Here is a 21,094-nt window from a genome sequence, read left to right on the forward strand (position 1 = left end):
GGCCACCGCCCCACCGCCGCGTTCTACGAGGGCGACCGGGAGCGGTACAACGGCACGGCCGAGCAGGCGGCCGCGCTGCTGCTTGAGCTGCTGGTGTGGCTGTTCGGCCGCCCCGAGAGTGCCTGACCGGCAGTCGGGAGTATCCGGGCCGCAGGCCGGGGGACGCACGAATCGGTGACTGGAGGCGTCCCCCGGCACTGCGGCAGGCTGGCCCCGTATCCGGGCGGTGAACCGAGAGGGCCAGGGATGAGCACCCAGAGCAGCAACACGGGCACCGGTGGCGGCGCGATGACCGGCTACCGGGTCACGCCCGACGAGGTCGCGGCGGCCTCCACGTACGTCACCACCCAGGCCGCCGACATCGACACCAAGATCGCGGTGCTGCGCAGCTACGTCGCGGGTCTGGGCAGCCACTGGCAGGGCTCGGCGCACGCCGCCTTCGAGACGCTGATGGCCGACTACGACATCTACGCCCGGATGATGCACGACGCGCTGAGCGACATCGCGTCCGGGCTGCGCGGCAACTACGTCAACTACGCGGAGTCGGAACAGGCGAACATCGCCGGCCTCAAGCAGGTGCAGCTCCCGCCGGCCAGGTTCTGACGGACTGTCCGCCCGTCCCGCTGTCCCCCGGATGCCCCGGGGTCCCCCACGTTCCCGCGACAGGAGCACCGCGATGACCTTCTCCGACGCCGTCCCGATCAGCGTCCAGCAGGAGTTGGAGGGCGCCGGGCCGTACCTCAACTCGCAGGCGGCCGAGATCTCCGAAGAGCTGAACCGGCTGGCCCAGTACCTGAACCAGCTGCCCGAGCTCTGGCAGGGCGCGGCCTCCGGCTACTACCAGGGCCTGCAGGCCGAGTGGAACCAGGCCGCCGAGGGGCTGTTCGGCCCGGAGGGGGTGCTGGGCCAGATCGCCCGCGCCCTGAACGTCAACTGGGCCAACTACAGCGACGCCGAGTGGGCCAACTCCCGAACCTGGAACCATCACTGATGGCGGATCGGCACACCCGCGTGACGGTGGTCGGCGAACGCAAGCGGGTGGACCTCGCACTGCCGGCCGACGCCCCGATCGCCGAGTACGCCACGATGCTGGCCCGGCTGTGCGGCGAGGAGGAACTGGAGGCGCTGCCGGCGGCCTGGTCGCTGGCCCCGCCCGGCGGCCGCCCGCTCACCCCGGTCTCCTCGCTGCACGCGGCCGACGTGGTGGACGGCCAGCTCCTGTACCTGCGGGACGCGGCCGAGGGCGAGTTCGAGGAGCCGCTGGTCCGCGACGTCGAGGAACTCGTCGCCGACGCCGCCGACTCCCTCGGCGACCTGCGCTGGACCCCGCGTAGCCGGGCCGCCACCATGGCGGCGCTCGGCACGGTCTGGCTGGCCGCCGGGTGCCTGGTGCCGACGCTGTCCGGCGGCTGGTCGGCCGTGGCCGGCGGGCCGACCGCGCTCGGGGCCGGGCTGGTCCTGCTGCTCACCGCCTGGGTGCTGCGCCGCGGCAGCGCGGCTTCGCCGGCCGGCCCGGCGGCGTTGCCGCGCCGGCTGGCGCTGCCGTGTGCCCTGGGGGCGGTCCCCTGCCTGGCGGTGGCCGGGTGGTTCCTGCCGCAGGTACCCGGCGGCAGCCCGTCGGCCGCGGCCCTGGGCGCGCTGGTCGGCGCCGGCGCGGTGCTCGGCGCGGTGCCCTGCGTGACCTCCGCGGCCGTGCTGCTGTTCGGCGCGGTGACGGCGGCCGTGGTCGGCCTGCTGACCGGCCTGCGGGCGGACAGCGCCGAGTCCGCGGCCGTGGTGGCGGTGGCCGGGTACGCCCTGCTGCTGCTCGCCCCCTGGCTGGCCGCGCAGTTGGCCGCCCTCGGGCTGGAGTCCGAACCGGCCGCGGCCAGGGACGACGGCGCGGTGCTGGCGATGGTGCACCGGGCCCGCACCGTGCTGCTGTACTGGACGCTGTCCGTCTCACTGGTGCTCGGCGCCGCGCTCGCGGTGCTCGGGGCCTCGCACGGTGGCTACCCGCCCGCGCTGGCCTGCTGCCTGGCGATCGCCGCGCTGCTGCGGGCGGGCACGTTCCGATTGCTGTCCGAGGTGGTCCCGGTGGTCGCGGCCGCCACGGTCGGCCTGCTCAGCGTGCTGCTGAGCATCCCGGCGGACCTGTCCGCGGCCGGGTGGCTCGGTGCCGTACCCGGCTGGACCGGTCCGGTCGCCGTCGCGGTGGTCGGCGTCGGCATGCTCGGTACCGGCGCCGCGCGGGCCTTCCGGCACCCGGCGGGGCTCCCGAAGCGGCCGGCGGCGGTGACCATGCTGGGCACGCTCTGCGGGGCCGCCGCGGTGCCGCTGGCGCTCGGCACCTTCGGCGTCTTCGGCTACCTGGCCGAGCTCGGGCACCACCTGTGAGGGCGGGGTCAGGCAACCGCCGCCACGCCCGCCGACCGCAGGCCGCCGCGCGCCCGGGCGGCCGGGCCGCTGTCGGCCAGATAGCCCAGTTCGATGGCCTTACGGGTCAGTTCGGCCTTGTTGCCCGCGTTGAGCTTGGCGCGCACCCGCTTCACGTAGGTGTTGACGGTGGCCGCGGTGAGGCCGAGCCGGCTGGCGATCTGGCCGTGCGTGTACCCGTCGGCGATCAGGCGCAGGGTCTCCACCTCACGGCGGGTCAGCACCTGGCTCTCGCCCGCCGCCCGGCGGCCGAGCTCGAAGTGCAGGTGCGGGGCCAGTCCGGCGGCGAGGTAGAGCCCGCCGCGGGCCACCATCTCCACGGCCGTCAGGAACTCGGCACCGTCGGTGTGCCGGGTCACGCACCCGTACGCGCCCGCGGCCAGCGCCGCCAGCAGCTCGGCCCGCTCGCCCGACGGGGAGATCACCAGGACGGCGCTCTCCGTGCTCAGCGCGCCGATGACGCGCAGCGCGGTCTCGGCGGGGTACTGCGCGAGGTCCAGCACGACCCCGTCGGGCGCGGGCCCGGCGAGCGCCAACTGGTCCGCCGAACCCACCGAGGCGACGACCTCCAGGTGGGGACTGCGGGCCAGCACCTGCTCGATCCCCGTGCGGGTGAGGCGGTGGTCTTCGACGATTCCAACGGTCGGCACAGTCAGCCTCTCCCCGGCCCTAGCTCTTCCGCTCCGATGACCCCTCAAAGGAGCATGTTCAGCCGGTTCTATCACTGTCCGTGCACGCCAGGGTGTGCATGCGTACGCAGACTGCCCTTTCGGGCAGCAGGCCTGACGGCCGGTTTTCTCCTGGAGACGAGTCGATGAGCGAGCCCCAGCAGCACGAGTCTCAACCAGCACTGGGAGCTGTGGGTGGAGGTGTTCCGGTGCGCGGTGGACTCGGCCCGCGCCCTGGGCAGCCGGCAGGACGAGGCGGTCCACCTCAACTACCTGGCCTGGGCCTACAACACCTGCGTCTACGACCACCACAACGCGCTGGCCACCGCGGCCGAGGCACTGACCGTGGCCCGGGAGCTCGGCGACCAGCTCCAGATGGGCTGGGCCCTGGGCTACGGCGCCACCGCACTGCACCGCACCGGCCGGGTCGGCGAATCCATCACCTGGCTGCGGGACGCCGCCGAACTGCGCGACCTCGGCCACCGTCCCTCGCCTCCGCCCCTCTCCACCCCTCTCCACCCCTCTCCGCTCGTCTTCCTGACGAGGATCACCACCTTGACTCTCCAGTCCCGCGCAGCCGCTGCCGCCCTCGGCGCCGGCCTCCTGCTCGCCTCGTCGGACGTGAAGATCGTGACGTCGCCACGCCGGCCCTGACGCAGTGTCACGGCGGCGGGAGCAGCGTCGATGGCGTACTTGTGCCCATGCAGACCGGCTGTCTCGACCCGCCGCCCAGCCTGCGGGTGCACACCGACCGGCAGTGGACCGGTAGATCAGGCTCGGCTGGGCTTGACGACCGCATCGACGAACTCACCGACGGCACCGAGTGTGGTTCCGAGCTGTTCGATGTGCGGGAAGTGGCCGGCGCCCGCCACCGGGACGAAGCGACCGCCCGGAAGTGCCTCGGCCCAGTCCCGTCCGTAACCGGTCGGGGCGAGGCCGTCCTGCTCGCCCCAGACGACCAGCGCCGGCACGGTGATGCGGTGCAGGCGGCGGCGCAGCTTCGGGTCGTGCGTGAAGGCGGGGCCGGCGTAGGTCGCCAAAGCCTGCTGGTTGGCGACCATGACGGCGCGCTGCTCCTCGGTGAACGAGGCGAAGTCCGGGCGGAACGCGTCGTTCGCGAAGGACAGTGCGCCGAGATCCCCGGGGGCCACGGTGCGGACGTCCAGAACCTGCTCCTCCCCCGTGGCGCGGATGCCGACCGTGTTCAGCAGGACAAGGCACCCGATCCGGCCGCGGGTGTCGCGCAGGGCCATCTCCGCCGCGATCCAGCCGCCCAGCGAACTGCCCATCACCATGACGCCGGTCAGGTCGAGTTCGTCGAGCAGGTCGAGGTAGGCCTCGGCGAGGTCGGCGACCGTGTCGAACCCGTCCGGGCGCGGAGTGCCGTCGAAGCCGGGGTGGGTCGGGGCGATTCCGTAAGCGTGCTGGGCGAGCGCGGTCGCGATGCCGGCCATCGTGCGCGGTCCGGCCCCGCCGTGCAGGTAGAGGACTGCGCTGCCGTCGCTGTTGACCCCGAACTCCTGGACGGTGACGGACATCCCGGTGGGGAGAGTGATGAGGCGTGAGGTGCTGGTGGTGGTAGGGGTGCTCATGATCCGGACTCCCTGTCGCAACTTCGTGAGAGCTGACTCTCATGAGAGTAGGCTGGTGTCACCCATCATGCAAGTGCACTCTCATCATGGGAGCATCAGCGCATTTTCTGTCCGTCACGTGGCAGCGGTGCGAGGAGCGGAACCCGGTGCCGCCTGCCGTCGGTGATGCCCGGGGCCGCTTCGCGCGATCGGGGCAGGGCGAGGGCTGGGATCCTCAGGTGGGGCCGTGGCCACGCGACCCGGACCGGGCTCGGCCCTTGCGATGCGCGGGTCGCCCACAAGTGAAGTGGGCTCAGGAACTCTGCTGAGCTGGGAGGGCGGACTTTTCACGCCCCTCAGCCCGCGAGAGTATGCTCTCATGAGGGAAGAGTGCTCGCGTCAGTTGGGCGCGGCCTTCCCGGCGAGAGGCCGGGACCTGCGGGTCACCCAGGCGGGAGGAACCATGGAGACGCCGACAGTAGGTGGTCGCGCCAACCAGAAGTGGCGCACCCGGACCGCGATCGTCCAGGCGGCCGCTGAACTGGCCGGCACGGGCGGCGAGGTCACCATGCCGGAGGTGGCGAAGGCCGCCCGGGTGTCCGAAGCCACGGCCTACCGCTACTTCCCCGACCTCGCCAGCCTGCTGGCCGAGGCCATCGCCGACCAACTGCCCCTGCCCGAGCAGGCGCTGGCGCACGTCGAGGAGAGCACGGACGTCGTGGAGCGGATCGCCGCCGCGACCGAGTACCTGCTGCGCCACATCCTGGCGCGCCAGGGAGCGGTCCGCGCCATGATCGCCGCCACGGTCGTCCGCCCGGGGGAGGCCTCGACCCGCCCCGGCCTGCGGTTCGGCCTCATCGACCAGGCGCTGGCCCCTCTCACGACGCAGCCGCAGGGCCTGGACGCCCGCTCGCTGACGCAGCTCAAGCGCGACCTCTCCGTGGTGATGAGCGCAGAGGCGCTCTTCACACTGACCGACCTGGTGGGCCTCGATCCGGAGGCAGCGATCGCCAGCGCCGTGCACACGGCCACGGTCCTCACCCGGGCCGCCGTCCTGAACGGCGCCGGTGTCGAGGGCTGACGCTTCGCGTGGCCGACGCTCAGATGTCCGCGGCGACCTCTGTCGCATAGCGGCCCATGACCGCAGCCACGGAATCCGGGGTCAGCTGCCGACCGCCACTGATCATGTCGCGCAGGTCCCGGAAGTACTGCACGTACAGGTCCGGCGTGAACGTGTTGAGCATGACGAGTGGCTGGTCTCCCGGGTTGGCAAAGGTGTGCGGGGCTCCGGGAGGCACCATGACAAGCGTCCCCGTCGGAGCGTCGTGCGAGGTATCGCCGACGGTGAAGCGGGCGGTGCCCGAGATGACGTAGAACCCTTCGTCGTGCTGGGCGTGCCGGTGCTGGGGCGGCCCCGCCGTGTGTGGCGGGATGGTGATCTCGGCGATCCCGAGCCGGTGCGCGGTGGTCGCGCCGCTTTCGATGATGCGGATGCGGGCGGTGCCGAGGTCGATCACTTCGCCGCCACCAGGGCCGACGACTGACACATCGTTCATGGCTCACTCCTATGCAGCATCGGCGAGTGCTCACTGCCGAGGCAAGTACCAGAAGCAGCAAGGCGGCAGGCAACCGCCCCACTCCCGCTGGGGTACGCAGCCTGCCAGTGGCCAAACATTTTGACGCGCCGTCACATGGTGCCACGCGACAGCGCGCAGGTCCGCTCGTGCCGGATCGGATCAGTCGGCGACGTTCCGGCACCTACCGCTACAGTCCTGCCAGGGCTTCGCCGAACATGATGACGGTCCCCAGGACGAAGAAGCACCCCACCCCGATCAACGCCCCACCCCCCGCCTTATCGACTCGGGTCGGCCCGAGCTGCTGACCGGCACTGCCCAGCAGGTCGGTGCGCTCCGCGGGCGTAAATACCCAGGGCGGCTTGCGCCCGGTCCTCCTGCGGAGCTGTCCCATCCAGAAGAGCAACACGGCAATAGCCAGGGTGAGGAGTCCGGTCCTCAGGTAATCACTCACCGAGCCCTGCCGCGCCACCTCAGCAAGCATGAGTCCCACTTGTCCCCCCAAATGCACGGCCGCACCCGTGTCGATGGAAGATCACCTCACAGCCTCCGGAGCCCGAGAGCCCCGGGCCGGTCCGGCCCGGGGCTCTCTGCGTTCCCGAGGGCCGGTTGACCTGGCCCTTGACACTCTGAGCCCCCTGTCGGGTTCGAACCGACGACCCCCGCTTTACAAGCACCGCCCGAATCCTGACGGCGCATGACATTCACTGCCGCGTGGTGCTGAACCTGCAGGCCAGCCCCATGCGGCAGTCCTGGGCTGCCCTGCCCACCCCGGCTTGCTGTCACACCGTCCGCTCACGCATCGCTCAAGCAGCAGATCCGGCTGACAAGGACTTTCCGGCCCGGCTCACGTCCCGATCCTCTCCAACTTCAGATCCCTCTGACAACGACACGATCCCCGCAGAGAAGTCTCATGTCCTCCTCGTCGGACGTGAAGATCGTGACGTCGCCACGCTGACGCAGCGCCACTGCGGCAAGAGCGGCGTCGATGGCGTACTTGTGCCCATGCAGACCGGCCGTCTCCAGCAGCTCGATCGCCTCCCCCGCGATCTCCCTCGTCACCGGTTCCACTGCGACCTTGGAGAGGGTCCATGCCCACGCAGCCTTCTTGACGCGCCCGTGATAGGCCTCGATGAGCGTCATCGACGTGGTCACAACCCGGATACCGGAGCGATCCGCATCCTTCAACCGGGCACCCATCGCGCGGTGCCCAAGAACGGCTTGGGACAAGCCCTCGCTGTCGAGCACATAGACGAGCTCGGACATCAACCCGCCTTGCGCTGAGGCACAGAACGAGCCTTGCGCTCCGCGTGCTGCCGTTGGAGCGAGAGCCTCTCCGCCTCTGCGGCCGCCAGCTCCGCGTCGGTCACCTCGCCATGCTCGCCCTCCCACCAGCCGACGAACTCGTGCAGGTGGTCCCGCTCGCGCTGACGCTCTATGGCCTGCGCGACGTACCGGCTGAACCCGCCCGACCCCACCTCGGCGCGGATCTCCTCCGCCAGCTCCTCCGGCAGCGTCACCGTGTACTTCTTCGTTGCCATACCAGTCATCATACCGACTGCCCGATGCAGGCAGGCCGACGCGACACCGCCCTGTGCGCCGGCCGCGCCGCTCGCGCAAACGGCCCCGGACGAGTCGTCCGAGGCCGGTGACAGAACCCCCAGAAGGCCAAACCTGCAGCTCATCAAGGGTGGTAACGAGAGCCCCCTGTCGGGTTCGAACCGACGACCCCCGCTTTACAAGAGCGGTGCTCTGGCCAGCTGAGCTAAGGAGGCACGGTGACCGTCCGCGGCGCGGGGCCACGGCGGTACCGGAGGCAGTCTAGCGGGCGGGGTGGGGGGCATGGGGTGGACCAGTGGGAGAGCGTGATCGGAACGGTACGGGGACGGGGGCTGACAATCGCACGAATCGGCGGGTAGCCTCGGGGGACGCGTTGCCGGATGACTGGTGTAGACCAGTGGCGGCGGCGCGACCACCCCACCTTTACTCGGATCGTCCGGCACGTTCCTGCCGGTGAAGGAGAGCACAGCCATGGCTTCTGTGACGTACGACAAGGCGACCCGCCTCTACAGCGGGACGGACAAGCCCGCGGTCGATGCCCTGGACCTGCACATCGAGGACGGCGAGTTCCTGGTGCTGGTCGGCCCCTCGGGCTGCGGCAAGTCGACCAGCCTGCGGATGCTGGCCGGCCTGGAGGACGTCAACGGCGGCGCCATCCGGATCGGCGACCGCGACGTGACCCACCTGCCGCCGAAGGACCGGGACATCGCGATGGTGTTCCAGAACTACGCGCTCTACCCGCACATGACCGTCGCGGACAACATGGGCTTCGCGCTCAAGATCGCGGGCGTCAACAAGGCCGAGATCCGCCAGAAGGTGGAGGAGGCCGCGAAGATCCTCGACCTGACCCAGTACCTGGACCGCAAGCCGAAGGCGCTCTCCGGTGGTCAGCGCCAGCGCGTCGCGATGGGCCGCGCGATCGTCCGTGAGCCGCAGGTCTTCCTGATGGACGAGCCACTGTCCAACCTGGACGCCAAGCTCCGCGTCTCCACCCGCACCCAGATCGCCGGCCTGCAGCGCCGCCTGGGCATCACCACGGTCTACGTCACCCACGACCAGACCGAGGCCATGACCATGGGCGACCGCGTCGCGGTGCTCAAGGACGGTCTGCTGCAGCAGGTCGACACCCCGCGCCGGATGTACGACCGGCCCGCCAACGTCTTCGTGGCCGGCTTCATCGGCTCGCCCGCGATGAACCTGGTCGACGTGCCGCTGGTGGACGGCGGCGTGAAGTTCGGCGGCTCGGTCATCAACATCTCCCGCGAGGACCTGGCCGGCGTCGGCAGCGACAAGACGGTGACCGTCGGCATCCGCCCGGAGCACTTCGAGATCGTCCCCAGCGGCGGCCTGGAGGGCGTGGCGGTGACCGTCAACGTGGTCGAGGAGCTCGGCGCGGACGGCTTCGTCTACGGCACCACCCAGGTCAGTGGCGTGGACAAGGACATCGTGGTCCGGGTGCACGGCCGTCAGATCCCGGCCAAGGGCGAGACGATCCACGTGGTCCCGACCGGCGGCGAGCCCCACGTCTTCTCCGCCAGCACCGGTGCCCGCCTGAGCGCCTGAGCGCCAGCACCTGAGCACGAGTACCTGAGCACGGAGCACCCGCCCGCCGCCGAGCGCGGCCGGTGCCGCTCTAGAACACTTGGCGAGCCCCGTCGGACACCCGTCCGGCGGGGCTCGCCGCTTCGTCACTCGTCCGTGTGACGCGGTGTCGGCGGACCCTCACACGGCGCTAACCTCGCTGGCGTGAAGCAGCTCGTTCGCCGAATCGGCCAGACCATCGCCCTCACCCTGCCCGTGATCCTGGTGACCACCGGCACCCTCGCCGTGACCAGGGTCGCCTGGGCTCCGCCCGTCGGGGACGACCAGCAGGTGGTCGCCGCCGCGAGCGGCTCCGGCCCGGGCATCGGCCGCAGCGCCAACGCGGGCGCCGGCAGCACCGCCCAGCAGCATCCTGGGATGGCACCGCAGGACGCCCTGCGCGCCGACCTGATGGAGGAGCTGCGCACCCGCGGCGCCGCCTCCGCGCTGGACCTGCTGGAGCGCTCGATGCACGAGCAGCCCGCGCTCACCCCGTACTGCACCACGCTGGCCCAGGAGTTGGGCCGGGCGACGCTGAAGAAGTACCAGGGCGACGTGCAGCGCGCCCGCTCCTTCGCCCGCCCGGTCTGCGACGGCTCGTTCGCCGCCGGCATCGCAGGCTGACGACGGAGCAGGAGCACCGACTGACGAGGGGTCAAGGACGCCTCACGCGGGGTGCGCAGGCCTATCCTGCCCCCATGACCGGCTTCGAGCACACCAGTACCCCGCCCGCGCCAGCCGCCTCGCCCGTGCTGGCCCAGACCGTCGCTCCGACCGTGGCTCCGACCGTCACCCAGGCCGTCATCCTGGCCGGCGGTCAGGGCTCCCGCCTGCGCCCGTACACCGATGACCGGCCCAAGCCGCTGGTCGAGATCCCCGGCACCGGCACCCCGATCGTCGGCCACCAACTCGCTTGGCTGGCCGCCGAAGGCGTGACGGACGTGGTGATCTCCTGCGGCCATCTGGCCGAGGTGCTGCAGGACTGGCTCGACCGCACCGAACTGCCGCTGCGTGCCGGCACCGTGGTCGAGACCGAGCCCCTGGGCCGGGGCGGCGGGCTGAAGTTCGCCGCCAAGGCGCTGCCCCGCCCGGACCAGCCCTGGTACGCCACCAACGGCGACATCTGGACCAGGTTCAGCCTGCGCGAGATGGCCGCCTTCCACCATGAGCGGGACGCCCTGGCCACCCTCGCGCTGGCCCGCCCGCGGATCCCGTGGGGCGCGGTGGAGACCGACCGGTTCGGCAACGTGCTGGACTTCATCGAGTCCCCACCCTCGCCGTTCCTGATCAACGCCGGCCTGTACGTCTTCGCACCCGGCTTCGCCGAGCTGCTCCCCGACGTCGGCGACCACGAGCGCACCACGTTCCCCCAACTCGCCCGCGCCAAGCGGCTGGCGGGCTACCAGTTGCCGCAGGGCGTGTACTGGCGCGCCATCGACACCGCCAAGGACCTCAGCGAGGCGGCGAAGGAGCTGGCGAGCAGCAACTCCTGACGGAAAACGAGGACCGGGGACCGGGCGGGTAGCAAGAGGGCAAACAGCAAAGGGCAAAGGGCGGGTGGCCCCTCTGTCAGGAGAGGGACCACCCGCCCAGCCATTCAGCCGTCGATCCAGCCGGCGACCGGCTCACACCACCGGATGCCGCACCGCCCCGCCGCCGGGCCCCGCCATCCCCAGCGGCGACGGCAGCAGTTGCAGCGGCGGCCCGCTGCCCAGCACCCCGCCGATCAGACCGCCACCGGTCGGGCTCGGCTTGGGCGCCCGGTTGCCCGAGCCGGAGGAGCCGCCACCGGGCGTGGCGCCCGCGCCGGGCTGGCCGGGCGCGGTCGGGGCGCCACCCTGGCCGGTCTCCGCCCCGCCCCGGGTGCTGGCGGACGGGTGCGGCCTCGCGCTGTGGCTGGGTGCGGCCGACGGCGTGGCGGGCGCCGACGGCGGGGCGGGGGGGGGCGGCGGGCCCGCCGGCGTGGCCGAGGGGTGCGGCGGGCTGGAGACCCCGTTGCCCGGCCAGACCGGCGTGCCGTAGTCGGTCGGCGGCGGCGTGCCGGGCTGCGGCCGGGCGCTGGAGCGCACCGCGGCGCCCAGCAGCGAGCCGAGCAGCAGGGTCAGCCCGATCACCACGGTGGCCAGCACCGTGCCGCGGCGCAGCACCCGGCGCCGCACCGCGCGCGGCGCCTGCGGCCCGTACCGGCGCCAGGCCTCCAGCGCGAGCCGCCCGTCCAGCGAGGCGAACGGCGCGCCGGCGATCAGCAGCGGGCTCCAGGCGGCCAGGAAGATCAGGTCGGGCGTGTCGTAGACCGGCACGGCGCGCCAGCTGACGGTGAACAGCAGCGCGGCGGAGAGCAGCATCGCCGCGGCGGCCGCCAGCCGCTGCCACAGGCCGAGCAGCGCCAGCACGCCGACCACGACCTCGGTGAACGCCACCGCCAGCCCGGAGCCGACCGGGTGCGCCATGGCGAAGTCCAGCAGCGGCTGGGCCACCTTCCACGGGTGCAGCGAGGAGAGCCAGCGCATCATCGAGCCGCGCGCGCCGCCGTCGAAGTAGACCGGGTCGCACAGCTTGCTGAACCCGGCGTAGACCGAGAGCGAGCCGAGCACCAGCCGCAGCGGCAGCAGCACCAGGCCCAGGTCGACCTTGCGGCCGGGGTACCAGGCGTGCCGACTGGACTCGCCGGCCGGCGCTGCCGAGTGCTCGGGCAGCTCACCGGCGGGCTTCCAGGCGGGGCGCAGCGGCCGGACGGGCGCGGCGGCCGGACGACCGGCGGCCGGCCCGCGGCCGCCGGGAGCCCCGGGCGTGCCGTGCGGCTGGCGCGGCACGGCGGCACCGCGCCCGTACCCACCGGGCTTGCCGGCCCCGCCGCCCGTGCCGGGCCCACCGGACCGGTAGCCGTACTCGTCACCCGAGCCGTCCCAGCCGGGCAGCTCCATCGGCTGGGTCGCCTCCGGGTCGGCCAGCCCGACCGAGGACCCGCCCGGCGCGCCGCCGGTCGATGGCCCGCCCACCGAAGCGCCCAGCGCCGCGGCTCCGGCCGGCACGGTGTTCAGCCGCACCGCGTCCAGCAACTGACTGGCCGCCAGGTCGCCGGGCGCCGCCTGGCCGCTCCAGGTCACCGCGGTGACCCGGCCCTTGCGCCGCGGGGCGCCGCTCAGCGAGCCGCGCCCGCTGCCGTCCGCCGCCCCGGCCCGGACCAGCCCGGGCCGCCCGCCGTAGCTGTGCGCGGAGTACGGGCGGCCGAAGGCGTCCGCGTAGGGCGCGGCCACCGCCGGCGGTGCGTCGATCATCGGCAGCACCGGGTCCGCCAGCCGGAGCCGGAAACTGACCTGGGTACTGCTGAGCCGGGCCGGATCGCTCGGCACCTTGACGGTGCTGAGACCGGGCTCCGCCTCCATGGCTGCTCCGCCCAGCCCTGGGCGCCGACGTGTTCTGGTGTCCACGCCCCTCTAACCGGGTGACACCGCGATAGGACACTCTCCCGGGTGCAACTCCCGGGCGGGGCTGACGGTTGCGGTCACTCTCGTGCGCGATGCCGATCGGCCCAGTCAGAGCCGACCAGAACCGCGCCTGATCCGAACAACTGTCAACGCCGCGCCACCAGCTGTACTAGTGCCGCCCGCACCCGGCCGACGGCGCTACCAGCTACCAGCTACCAGCTACCAGCTACCGGCCACCAGCCACTAACGCTTGGCCCGCATCCGCGCCGCCTCGTAGAGCACGATGCCCGCCGCCACACCGGCGTTCAGCGACTCGGTCCGCCCCGGCATCGGGATCCGCGCCCGGATGTCGCAGGTCTCCGAGACCAGCCGGGACAGCCCCTTGCCCTCGCTGCCGGCCACGATCGCCACCGGGCCGGTCAGCGCCTCCAGGTCGCCGATCTCCGTTTCGCCGTCCGCCGCTAGGCCGACCACCAGCACGCCGGCCTTCTGGTAGGCCTCCAGCGCGCGGGTCAGGTTGGTGGCCCGGGCCACCTGCAGCCGGGCCGCGGCACCGGAGGAGGTCTTCCAGGCACCGGCGGTCATACCTGCCGCACGCCGCTCCGGAATCACCACGCCGTGCGCCCCGAACGCGGCCGCCGAGCGGACCACGGCGCCGAGGTTGCGCGAGTCGGTGACCCCGTCCAGCACCATGACCAGCGCGTCCTCGCCCTGATCGGCCGCCACCGCCAGCAGGTCGTCCGGGTGCGCGTACTCGTACGGCGGGACCTGGAGCACCAGGCCCTGGTGGTTCAGGCCGCCGGTCATCTGGTCCAGCTGCGGGCGCGGGGCCTCCATCAGCGGGATGCCGCGGTCGTTGGCGGCCTGGAAGGCCTCGCGCACCCGGTCGTCGGTGTCGATGAACTGCAACACGTACAGCGCCGTGGCCGGCACCCCGCCCTGCAGCGCCTCGACCACCGAGTTGCGGCCGACCACCAGCTCGGCAGCGCCGGCACCGCCGCGGCCGCCACGGCCGCCGCCACCGGCCCGGCGCATCCCGGCCCGCGCCTTGGCGTCCCGCTCGCGCTTGATCGCCGCGTTCGCGGCCCGCTGCTTGGGGTGGCCCTTGCGCTCCTCGCCGGGCGGGGTCGGGCCCTTGCCCTGCAGGGCCTTCCGGCTGTGGCCGCCGGTACCGACACTCGCACCCTTCTTCGATCCGGGGTTGCGGCGGTTCCTGCGCTGGCTGTTGCCGGCCATGGCTGTACTTCCTGTTCTGTTGCCGAACTGCGGTCTGCTTCATGCCGAAGGGCCGTACTCCTGGAGAGTACGGCCCAGCGGCGCCCCTCGCGCGGGCGCCCGGGGGTGACTGCTTCCCCTGCGCGGCCGCTCTGAGCTACTGCTTGGTGATCGTCCAGCGCGGGCCGGACGGGGTGTCCTCGATCGCCAGCCCGGACTTGCCGAGCTGGTCGCGGATGGCGTCCGCGCTGGCGAAGTCCTTGCGGGCCCGGGCCGCCTCGCGCTGCTCCAGCACCAGGTGGACCAGCGAGTCGACCACGCCGTGCAGGTCCTCGCCGCCGGCCCCGGTGGACCACTGCGGGTCCAGCGGGTCCAGGCCCAGTACTCCGAGCATCGCACGGACCTCGGCCAGGCGGGCGGCCGCGCCCTCCTTGTCGTCCGCGGTCAGCGCGCTGTTGCCCTGGCGGACGGCGGTGTGCAGCACGGCCAGCGCCTGCGGCACCCCGAGGTCGTCGTCCATCGCCTCTGCGAAGGCCGGCGGCACCTCGGCGGCCGGCTCCACCGGCCCGCACAGCTCGGTCGCCCGCTGGATGAAGCCCTCGATCCGGGCGAAGGAGGTCTCCGCCTCGGCGATCGCCTCCTCGCTGTACTCGATCATCGAGCGGTAGTGCGGGGCGGCCAGGTAGTAGCGCAGCACGATCGGGCGCCAGCGCTGCACCATCTCGGAGATCAGCACCGAGTTGCCGAGCGACTTGCTCATCTTCTCGCCGCTCATGGTGACCCAGGCGTTGTGCACCCAGAAGTTGGCGAAGTCGTCGCCGAACGCCTTGGACTGGGCGATCTCGTTCTCGTGGTGCGGGAAGATCAGGTCCAGCCCGCCGCCGTGGATGTCGAAGGCGCGGCCCAGGTACTTGTGCACCATCGCGGAGCACTCCAGGTGCCAGCCGGGCCGGCCCCTGCCCCACGGGGTGGTCCAGCTCGGCTCGCCCTCCTTGGCCGCCTTCCACATCGCGAAGTCGCGCGGGTCGCGCTTGCCGGTCTCGCCCTCGCCCTCGGGCTGGCGCAGGTTCTCCAACTGCTGGTTGGAGAGCTCCAGGTAGCCGGGGTAGGAGCGGACGTCGAAGTAGACGTTGCCGTCGGCCGCGTAGGCGTGGCCCTTGGCGATCAGCGCCTGCATCATGTCGATCATCTCGGGCACGTGGCCGGTGGCCCGCGGCTCGACGCTCGGCCGCAGGCAGCCGAGTGCCTCGTAACCGTCGTTGAAGGCACGCTCGTTGGCGTAGGCGATCTGCCACCAGGGCACGCCGAGCTCGTGCTCCTTCTTGATCACCTTGTCGTCGATGTCGGTGACGTTGCGCACGAAGGTGACGTCGTAGCCGCGGTAGGTGAACCAGCGGCTCAGCACGTCGAAGTTGAGGTTGGACCGGATGTGCCCGATGTGCGGTGCCCCCTGCACGGTCGCGCCGCACAGGTACATCGAGACACAACCCGGTACAAGCGGGACGAAGTCGCGTACCTGGCGGGCGTTGGTGTCGTACAGACGAAGGCTCACAGCGACCAGCGTAGTGGGCGCGGGCGGTGCCGCAGAAACTTTCCCGCCCGCCGGCCGCCGCCCGCCGTCAGCCGCGCGGGTAGACCAGCGCCGTGGCCAGCCCGACCAGGCCCTCGCCGCGACCGGTCATGCCCAGCCCGTCGGTGGTCGCCGCGGCGAGCGAGACCGGCGCACCGGCCGCCGCCGACAGCACCTTCTCGGCCTCCTCGCGGCGGGTGCCGATCCGCGGCTTGAGCCCGACCACCTGCACCGCGACGTTGCCGATCTCGAAGCCGGCCGCCCGCACGATCCGGGCCGCCTCGGCCAGCAGGGTGGCCCCGGAGGCGCCGGCCCACTCGGGGCGCCCGGTGCCGAAGTGGGTGCCCAGGTCGCCCAGCCCGGCCGCCGAGAAGATCGCGTTGCAGGCAGCGTGCGCCGCCACGTCCCCGTCCGAGTGGCCGGCCAGCCCCTGGTCGTGGCCCTCCCAGAGCAGGCCGCCGAGCCAGAGCGGCACCCCGTCCGCGAAGGCGTGCACATCGGTACCGATACCGACCCGGGGGATCACCGGCATGACGACTGACTCCACTCCAGCAGTTGACGACGGATCAGGCAGCAACGCATCAGGAAGCGGCTCAGAAGCCATCGGAGGCCCTGCGGCGGGCCAGCACGGCCTCGGCCAGCACCAGGTCCAGCGGCCTGGTCACCTTGAACGCCTCCTCGTGGCCCGGCACCACGACCACCTGGTCGCCGTACCACTCCACCAGCCCCGCGTCGTCGGTCACCGCCGGACCGCCGCCGGAGGCCGCCTCGGCCAGCGCCTTGGCGTGCACCTCGGCCAGCAGCTCGCGCCGGAAGCCCTGCGGGGTCTGCACCGCGCGCAGCGTGGACCGGTCCGGGGTGTCCAGCACCGGCTCCGGCCGCCCCGGCTCGCCCGGGGCGACCCGCTTGACCGTGTCGGCCAGCGGCACCGCCGGCACCACGGCCCGGGCACCGCCGCGCACCGCGTTCACCACCGCGTCCACCACCTCGACCGGGACCAGCGGCCGGGCCGCGTCGTGCACCAGCACGATCTCGGTCTGCTCCGGGATCGCGGCCAGCCCGAGGCGGACCGACTCCTGCCGGGTCGCCCCGCCGGCCACCACCCGCACGTCCTTGCCGTCCAGCCCGTGGCTGTCCAGCAGCGAGACCACCTCGGCCACGCCTTGCGGCGGAGCCGCCACCACGACCAGGCCGACCGCCCGGCTGCGGGCCAGCGCACGCACCGCGTGCACCAGCAGCGGGGCGCCGCCCAGCTCGCGCAGCGCCTTCGGCGCGCCCGGCCCGAGCCGCTCGCCCCGCCCGGCAGCCGGAACCACGGCCGCTGCCACTACTCCTGTGGTGTTCAGGTTTCACTCCTTCGGCGAAGTGGGTATGGCCCAGGCGTACCCGTCAGACGGTGCACCGGACCCCTTCCAACCCGGCGCCGCCTCTCGGGTACCGGTGTGTCCACTGGTGTCGCGCCCCCACGCTACGAGTACCAGGTGGCACCCGTCACTCGAAGGACTGACCAGCGGGCGTCGGTCCGGCGCTGCGCACGATCGGGTCAACCGCGTACGACCAGCTCAGGCACCGCGTAGGACAACTCAATCAGGACGTCGACCAGACACTGCTCCGGGCATGCCGCAGCGCCCGGAGTCAGCACCCCCATCGGTGGAACCATGCGGTTCCGCAGCTGGGGGGCAGCGCCGGGCGCTGTTGCAGGCAGAGCGGGCGAGCCGCCGCCGCGCTACGAGGCGAGCACCTCGTCGAGCAGCGTCTCCGCCTTGTCTTCGTTGGTGTTCTCGGCGAGCGCCAGCTCGCTGACCAGGATCTGCCGTGCCTTGGCGAGCATCCGCTTCTCGCCGGCCGACAGGCCGCGCTCGCGCTCGCGACGCCACAGGTCCCGGACGACCTCGGCGACCTTGATCACGTCACCCGACGCGAGCTTCTCGAGGTTCGCCTTGTAGCGGCGAGACCAGTTGGTGGGCTCCTCGGTGTACGGCGCGCGCAGCACCTCGAAGACCCGGTCCAGACCCTCCTGGCCGACCACGTCGCGCACGCCGACGAACTCCGCGTTCTCCGCGGGGACTCGCAGCGTGAGGTCTCCCTGCTGAACCTTCAGCACCAGGTAGGTCTTGTCCACACCTTTGATCTGGCGAATTTCGATGGCCTCGATCAGTGCAGCCCCGTGATGGGGGTAGACCACCGTGTCGCCAACCTTGAACGTCATGTGACAGGACCCCTTCCGTGGCTTTCCAGAATAACACGCTTTTCCGCTCGCCCGAAGGGCGTTTTCGCAGGTCAGGACGGGTCTCGGGGCTTGACAAGCACCCCCGCGACGTGCTGCGGGCACCCCGCCGGAGGGGCTTCCCGCAGGTCGGAGGCCCTCCTCGCACTCTTGGAAACGGTGCGCAACGTCCCGGAAACCGGGATTCGATCTTGAACTCGACACCGGATATTCACCGTTTCCTGATCGTGATCTGATCTCCAGGTCGTTCCGGAACCTTCGGTACCGCCCCTCGGGTGGCCCTCGGGGCGCGACACGGGGCCACCCCGTGAGGGTCGGATAAGTACGGTCGGTACGCTGGGCGCTGACATACCGACACGCGATCAAGGAGATGCCGCCGCCGTGAGCCGCAGCCTTCGACGCGGTGGCACTGCCGCCATCGTTCTCGCCCTCGCCGCCGTCTCGCTCTCCGCCTGCTCGGCTGGGACGAGCTCGGAGAGCACGCAGGTCAAGCCCAACAGCCCCGCCACCGCGCTGGGCCCGAACCTGCGGCTGAACGCGATCAACGTGGTCGTCTCCCCGACCCAGACCACCGGCCAGAACGGCCCGGCGAACGTCACCCTGAACATCAGCAACATCGGCTCCGCCCCGGAGACGCTGCAGAGCGTGACGATCGCCGGCGGCACCGCCACCTTCCTGGACGCCAACGGCGCGCCGCTGCCCGGCGGCGTCGTGATCCCGGCCAGCGGGGCCGTGCTGCTCGGCGGCACCGGCCAGCCCTCGGCCCGGGTCGCCTCGGTCGCGCTGCCGGTGGGCGGCTACGCGCCGGCCTCCTTCTCGTTCAGCACCGCAGGCAAGGTCGACACCACCGCCGCGGTGGTCTCGGCCAGCGGCATCTTCGAGAGCTTCGGCCCGACCACCGCCTCGCCGAGCGCCTCGGCCAGCGGTTCGGCCTCGGCCAGTGCCTCGCCCAGCGCCTCGGCCTCGGCGAGCGGCTCGACCAGCCCGAGCGCCACCCCCTCCGGCGCGGCCTCGGGTTCCGCCTCGGCCTCGAGCTCCGCCTCGGCCGGCGCCTCGGCGCACTGACGCCGTCCCGCTCGGGGGCGTGCGCGCCCCCGAGCGCGGCGAAGGGCCGCACCCCGTTTCCGGGGGTGCGGCCCTTCGTTCGTGATCGGGGTGCGGCTTACGGCTCGAACTTGTAGCCCAGGCCGCGGACCGTGACCAGGTAGCGCGGGGCGCCCGGGTCCGGCTCGATCTTGGCCCGCAGCCGCTTGACGTGCACGTCCAGCGTCTTGGTGTCGCCGACGTAGTCCGCGCCCCAGACCCGGTCGATCAGCTGCATCCGGGTCAGCACCCGGCCGGCGTTGCGCAGCAGCATCTCCAGCAGGTCGAACTCCTTGAGCGGCAGGTCGACCTTGGCGCCGTCCACCGTCACCACGTGGCGGTCGACGTCCATCCGGACCGGGCCGGCCTCGAGCGCGCCGGGGCCGCTGCCGTCGGTACCGGCGCCGCCGTCCTCACCGCGGCGGCGCAGCACCGCACGGATCCGGGCGACCAGTTCGCGGGTGGAGTAGGGCTTGGTGACGTAGTCGTCCGCGCCTATCTCCAGGCCGACCACCTTGTCGATCTCGCTGTCCTTGGCGGTCACCATGATCACCGGGACGTTGGAGCGCACCCGCAGCTGGCGGCAGACCTCGGTACCGGGGAGCCCGGGCAGCATCAGGTCGAGCAGCACCAGGTCGGCGCCGTTGCGCTCGAACTGCTCCAGCGCGTCGGGGCCGGTGGCGGCGACCGCCACCTCGAAGCCCTCCTTGCGGAGCATGTACGACAGGGCGTCGCTGAACGACTCCTCGTCCTCGACCACCAGTACTCGGGTCACGATCGGGCCTCCGGGGCAGGAAGGGGTGTTGTGGTTACAGATTCGGTGAGCGCCGGTCCGCTGCTCGGATCGGGGCGCTGTCCGGCGGGCAGCCGGATGGTGAAGGTGGAGCCCTGGCCTTCGACGCTCCACACCGAGACGGTGCCGCCGTGCGAGGCGGCAACGTGCTTGACGATGGACAGGCCGAGGCCGGTTCCGCCGGTGGCGCGCGATCGGGCCGGGTCCACCCGGTAGAAGCGTTCGAAGATCCGCTCGCGGTCCTTCTCCGAGATGCCGATGCCCTGGTCGGTCACCGAGATCTCGATCAGCTCGCCGTCCGCCTCGCCGATCGCGGCGGCGCTGGCTATCCGGCGGGTGGCGATCGCCACCCGGGTGCGCGGCGGACTGTAGTTGACGGCGTTCTCGACCAGGTTGCCGAGCGCGGCGGCGAGCTGGCCGCGGTCGCCGTGGATGTAGAGGCCGGCGATGCCGCCGGCCGCCATGTGGATCTGCTTGGCCGCGGCCTGCTGGCGGCAGCGGTCCATCGCCTCGGCGATCAGCTCGTCGACCGGCACCGGCTCGGGGTCCATCAGCAGCCGGTCGTCCTGCACCCGGGAGAGGTCGATGATCTCCTGGACCAGGCTGGCCAGCCGGGTCGCCTCGATCTGCATCCGGCCGGCGAAGCGCTGCACCGCCTCCGGATCGTCGGAAGCGTCCGCGACCGCCTCGGAGAGCAGCGACAGCGCGCCCACCGGAGTCTTGAGCTCGTGGCTGACATTGGCCACGAAGTCGCGGCGGACCGCCTCGATCCGGCGGCGCTCGGTGAGGTCCTCGACCAGCACCAGCACCAGCCGGGAGCCGAGCGGGGCCACCCGGACCGAGACCGACAGCGGCTCGCCGGCCCGCTGCACGCCGGGGCGCGGCACGTCCAGCTCGACTTGGCGGATCTCACCGTCCCGGCGGGTCGCCCGGGCCAGCGCGAGCATCTGCTCGACCGCCACCGCGCCGCCGCGGACCAGTCCCATCGAGTAGGCGGCGGAGCTGGCCTTGACCACCTCGTCGCCGTCGCCGAGCACGATCGCGCAGGAGCGCAGCACCGAGAGCACGGTGTCCACACCCGGCGGCAGTGCCGGTTCCTGCAACGGCGAGCTGGGCGCCACCGCGCCACCGTTCCGCCTGTTGCCGCCGCCGCCCGCACCGCGGTTCTGCTCACGCTCGCTCCAACGGAACGCGATGGAAGCAGTGAGGCCGACACCCAGCCCGGCGATGGCGCAGGCAGCGGCAGCGGCCACATTCACGTCCATGCCGACCAGCGTAAGCGCATCCACCGGGCGCCTTGTAAGTGTCAGATCAAGGCATTGGCCGTGCGTTGCCGAGAATTCACCTTCAAGTAGCCGCTGGTTTACTGCTCTGGCCGAGACCGGTCGCCCGCACGGCCCAGGCTTGCG

Annotated in this window: 23 protein-coding genes and 1 tRNA gene; 9 read left to right on the forward strand and 15 right to left on the reverse strand. The window is 72.2% G+C overall.

The features are described from left to right. Positions 1 to 246: 246 nt before the first annotated feature. The 3 genes from C7C46_RS02375 (at position 247) to eccD (ending at position 2,376) form a co-directional block, all read left to right on the forward strand. The gene (locus C7C46_RS02375) at positions 247 to 603 is read left to right on the forward strand and encodes a WXG100 family type VII secretion target (protein ID WP_110665080.1); all 357 of its coding nucleotides are present in this window, start codon (positions 247 to 249) and stop codon (positions 601 to 603) included. Positions 604 to 676: 73 nt separating this feature from the next. After that, positions 677 to 991: a WXG100 family type VII secretion target gene (locus tag C7C46_RS02380; protein ID WP_110665082.1), complete on the forward strand. Its 315-nt coding sequence runs from the start codon at positions 677 to 679 to the stop codon at positions 989 to 991. After that, positions 991 to 2,376: a type VII secretion integral membrane protein EccD gene (gene eccD / locus C7C46_RS02385; RefSeq protein WP_110665084.1), complete on the forward strand. Its 1,386-nt coding sequence runs from the start codon at positions 991 to 993 to the stop codon at positions 2,374 to 2,376. Before C7C46_RS02380 ends, eccD begins: the two co-directional genes overlap by 1 nt. 8 nt (positions 2,377 to 2,384) lie before the next feature. On the opposite strand, the gene C7C46_RS02390 is transcribed toward eccD, so the two are convergent. Continuing rightward, positions 2,385 to 3,065, reverse strand: coding sequence for a response regulator transcription factor (locus C7C46_RS02390; RefSeq protein ID WP_181442147.1), 681 nt, complete (start codon positions 3,063 to 3,065; stop codon positions 2,385 to 2,387). Between the two features lie 213 nt (positions 3,066 to 3,278). On the opposite strand from C7C46_RS02390, the gene C7C46_RS34705 reads away from it, so the two are divergent. Beyond that, the gene (locus tag C7C46_RS34705; protein WP_181442148.1) at positions 3,279 to 3,737 is read left to right on the forward strand and encodes a hypothetical protein; all 459 of its coding nucleotides are present in this window, start codon (positions 3,279 to 3,281) and stop codon (positions 3,735 to 3,737) included. Positions 3,738 to 3,853: 116 nt separating this feature from the next. Here C7C46_RS34705 and C7C46_RS02400 read toward each other — a convergent pair whose 3' ends face one another. Continuing rightward, positions 3,854 to 4,675 (reverse strand): alpha/beta fold hydrolase, encoded by an 822-nt coding sequence (locus C7C46_RS02400; protein WP_110665090.1) that lies wholly within the window; start codon positions 4,673 to 4,675, stop codon positions 3,854 to 3,856. Between the two features lie 442 nt (positions 4,676 to 5,117). Between C7C46_RS02400 and C7C46_RS02405 the strand changes: the two genes are divergently transcribed. After that, positions 5,118 to 5,735 carry a TetR/AcrR family transcriptional regulator gene (locus C7C46_RS02405; RefSeq protein ID WP_110665092.1) on the forward strand — a complete coding sequence of 206 codons (618 nt, stop codon included), beginning with the start codon at positions 5,118 to 5,120 and terminating at the stop codon, positions 5,733 to 5,735. A gap of 19 nt (positions 5,736 to 5,754) precedes the next feature. Here the strand turns inward: C7C46_RS02405 and C7C46_RS02410 are convergent, their stop codons facing one another. From C7C46_RS02410 to C7C46_RS02430, 5 genes are all read right to left on the reverse strand, one after another. Beyond that, on the reverse strand, positions 5,755 to 6,210 hold the full coding sequence (locus C7C46_RS02410; RefSeq protein WP_110665095.1) for a cupin domain-containing protein: 456 nt from the start codon (positions 6,208 to 6,210) through the stop codon (positions 5,755 to 5,757). 208 nt (positions 6,211 to 6,418) lie between these two features. Beyond that, positions 6,419 to 6,712: a hypothetical protein gene (locus C7C46_RS02415; protein WP_110665097.1), complete on the reverse strand. Its 294-nt coding sequence runs from the start codon at positions 6,710 to 6,712 to the stop codon at positions 6,419 to 6,421. Positions 6,713 to 7,098: 386 nt separating this feature from the next. After that, positions 7,099 to 7,494 (reverse strand): PIN domain-containing protein, encoded by a 396-nt coding sequence (locus C7C46_RS02420; RefSeq protein WP_110665099.1) that lies wholly within the window; start codon positions 7,492 to 7,494, stop codon positions 7,099 to 7,101. After that, the gene (locus tag C7C46_RS02425) at positions 7,494 to 7,769 is read right to left on the reverse strand and encodes a hypothetical protein (protein WP_110665101.1); all 276 of its coding nucleotides are present in this window, start codon (positions 7,767 to 7,769) and stop codon (positions 7,494 to 7,496) included. Before C7C46_RS02425 ends, C7C46_RS02420 begins: the two co-directional genes overlap by 1 nt. Positions 7,770 to 7,929: 160 nt before the next feature. Continuing rightward, a tRNA-Thr gene (locus C7C46_RS02430) sits at positions 7,930 to 8,003 on the reverse strand. Positions 8,004 to 8,259: 256 nt separating this feature from the next. Between C7C46_RS02430 and C7C46_RS02435 the strand changes: the two genes are divergently transcribed. The 3 genes from C7C46_RS02435 (at position 8,260) to C7C46_RS02445 (ending at position 10,862) form a co-directional block, all read left to right on the forward strand. Then, positions 8,260 to 9,351, forward strand: coding sequence for an ABC transporter ATP-binding protein (locus C7C46_RS02435; protein WP_110665102.1), 1,092 nt, complete (start codon positions 8,260 to 8,262; stop codon positions 9,349 to 9,351). Between the two features lie 183 nt (positions 9,352 to 9,534). Then, entirely contained in the window at positions 9,535 to 9,993 is a 459-nt protein-coding gene (locus C7C46_RS02440) for a hypothetical protein (RefSeq protein ID WP_110665104.1), read from the forward strand. A gap of 74 nt (positions 9,994 to 10,067) precedes the next feature. Next, positions 10,068 to 10,862 (forward strand): nucleotidyltransferase family protein, encoded by a 795-nt coding sequence (locus C7C46_RS02445; RefSeq protein WP_110665106.1) that lies wholly within the window; start codon positions 10,068 to 10,070, stop codon positions 10,860 to 10,862. Between the two features lie 132 nt (positions 10,863 to 10,994). On the opposite strand, the gene C7C46_RS02450 is transcribed toward C7C46_RS02445, so the two are convergent. The 6 genes from C7C46_RS02450 to C7C46_RS02475 form a co-directional block, all read right to left on the reverse strand. Further along, positions 10,995 to 12,755, reverse strand: coding sequence for a DoxX family membrane protein (locus C7C46_RS02450; protein ID WP_245984039.1), 1,761 nt, complete (start codon positions 12,753 to 12,755; stop codon positions 10,995 to 10,997). A 285-nt stretch (positions 12,756 to 13,040) separates the two neighbouring features. Beyond that, positions 13,041 to 14,033, reverse strand: a complete 993-nt coding sequence (gene rlmB / locus C7C46_RS02455) for a 23S rRNA (guanosine(2251)-2'-O)-methyltransferase RlmB (RefSeq protein WP_110665108.1) — start codon at positions 14,031 to 14,033, stop codon at positions 13,041 to 13,043. A gap of 136 nt (positions 14,034 to 14,169) precedes the next feature. Further along, a complete protein-coding gene (cysS, locus tag C7C46_RS02460) occupies positions 14,170 to 15,564 on the reverse strand; it encodes a cysteine--tRNA ligase (RefSeq protein WP_110665110.1) in 1,395 nt (464 codons plus the stop codon). 67 nt (positions 15,565 to 15,631) lie between these two features. After that, positions 15,632 to 16,114 (reverse strand): 2-C-methyl-D-erythritol 2,4-cyclodiphosphate synthase, encoded by a 483-nt coding sequence (ispF, locus tag C7C46_RS02465; protein ID WP_110665112.1) that lies wholly within the window; start codon positions 16,112 to 16,114, stop codon positions 15,632 to 15,634. A 61-nt stretch (positions 16,115 to 16,175) separates the two neighbouring features. Then, entirely contained in the window at positions 16,176 to 16,910 is a 735-nt protein-coding gene (gene ispD, locus C7C46_RS02470; RefSeq protein WP_342775359.1) for a 2-C-methyl-D-erythritol 4-phosphate cytidylyltransferase, read from the reverse strand. A gap of 398 nt (positions 16,911 to 17,308) precedes the next feature. After that, positions 17,309 to 17,791, reverse strand: coding sequence for a CarD family transcriptional regulator (locus C7C46_RS02475; protein WP_030244332.1), 483 nt, complete (start codon positions 17,789 to 17,791; stop codon positions 17,309 to 17,311). 399 nt (positions 17,792 to 18,190) lie between these two features. On the opposite strand from C7C46_RS02475, the gene C7C46_RS34160 reads away from it, so the two are divergent. Then, on the forward strand, positions 18,191 to 18,874 hold the full coding sequence (locus tag C7C46_RS34160; protein WP_146258967.1) for a DUF461 domain-containing protein: 684 nt from the start codon (positions 18,191 to 18,193) through the stop codon (positions 18,872 to 18,874). A gap of 97 nt (positions 18,875 to 18,971) precedes the next feature. Here C7C46_RS34160 and phoP read toward each other — a convergent pair whose 3' ends face one another. Together phoP and C7C46_RS02495 are read right to left on the reverse strand one after the other, a co-directional pair. Further along, positions 18,972 to 19,667, reverse strand: a complete 696-nt coding sequence (gene phoP, locus C7C46_RS02490; protein WP_110665116.1) for a two-component system response regulator PhoP — start codon at positions 19,665 to 19,667, stop codon at positions 18,972 to 18,974. Beyond that, positions 19,664 to 20,950, reverse strand: coding sequence for a sensor histidine kinase (locus C7C46_RS02495; protein WP_110665119.1), 1,287 nt, complete (start codon positions 20,948 to 20,950; stop codon positions 19,664 to 19,666). Before C7C46_RS02495 ends, phoP begins: the two co-directional genes overlap by 4 nt. Positions 20,951 to 21,094: the final 144 nt, after the last annotated feature.

It is taken from the genome of Streptomyces tateyamensis (assembly GCF_003205575.1).
Classification (GTDB): Bacteria; Actinomycetota; Actinomycetes; order Streptomycetales; family Streptomycetaceae; genus Kitasatospora; species Kitasatospora tateyamensis.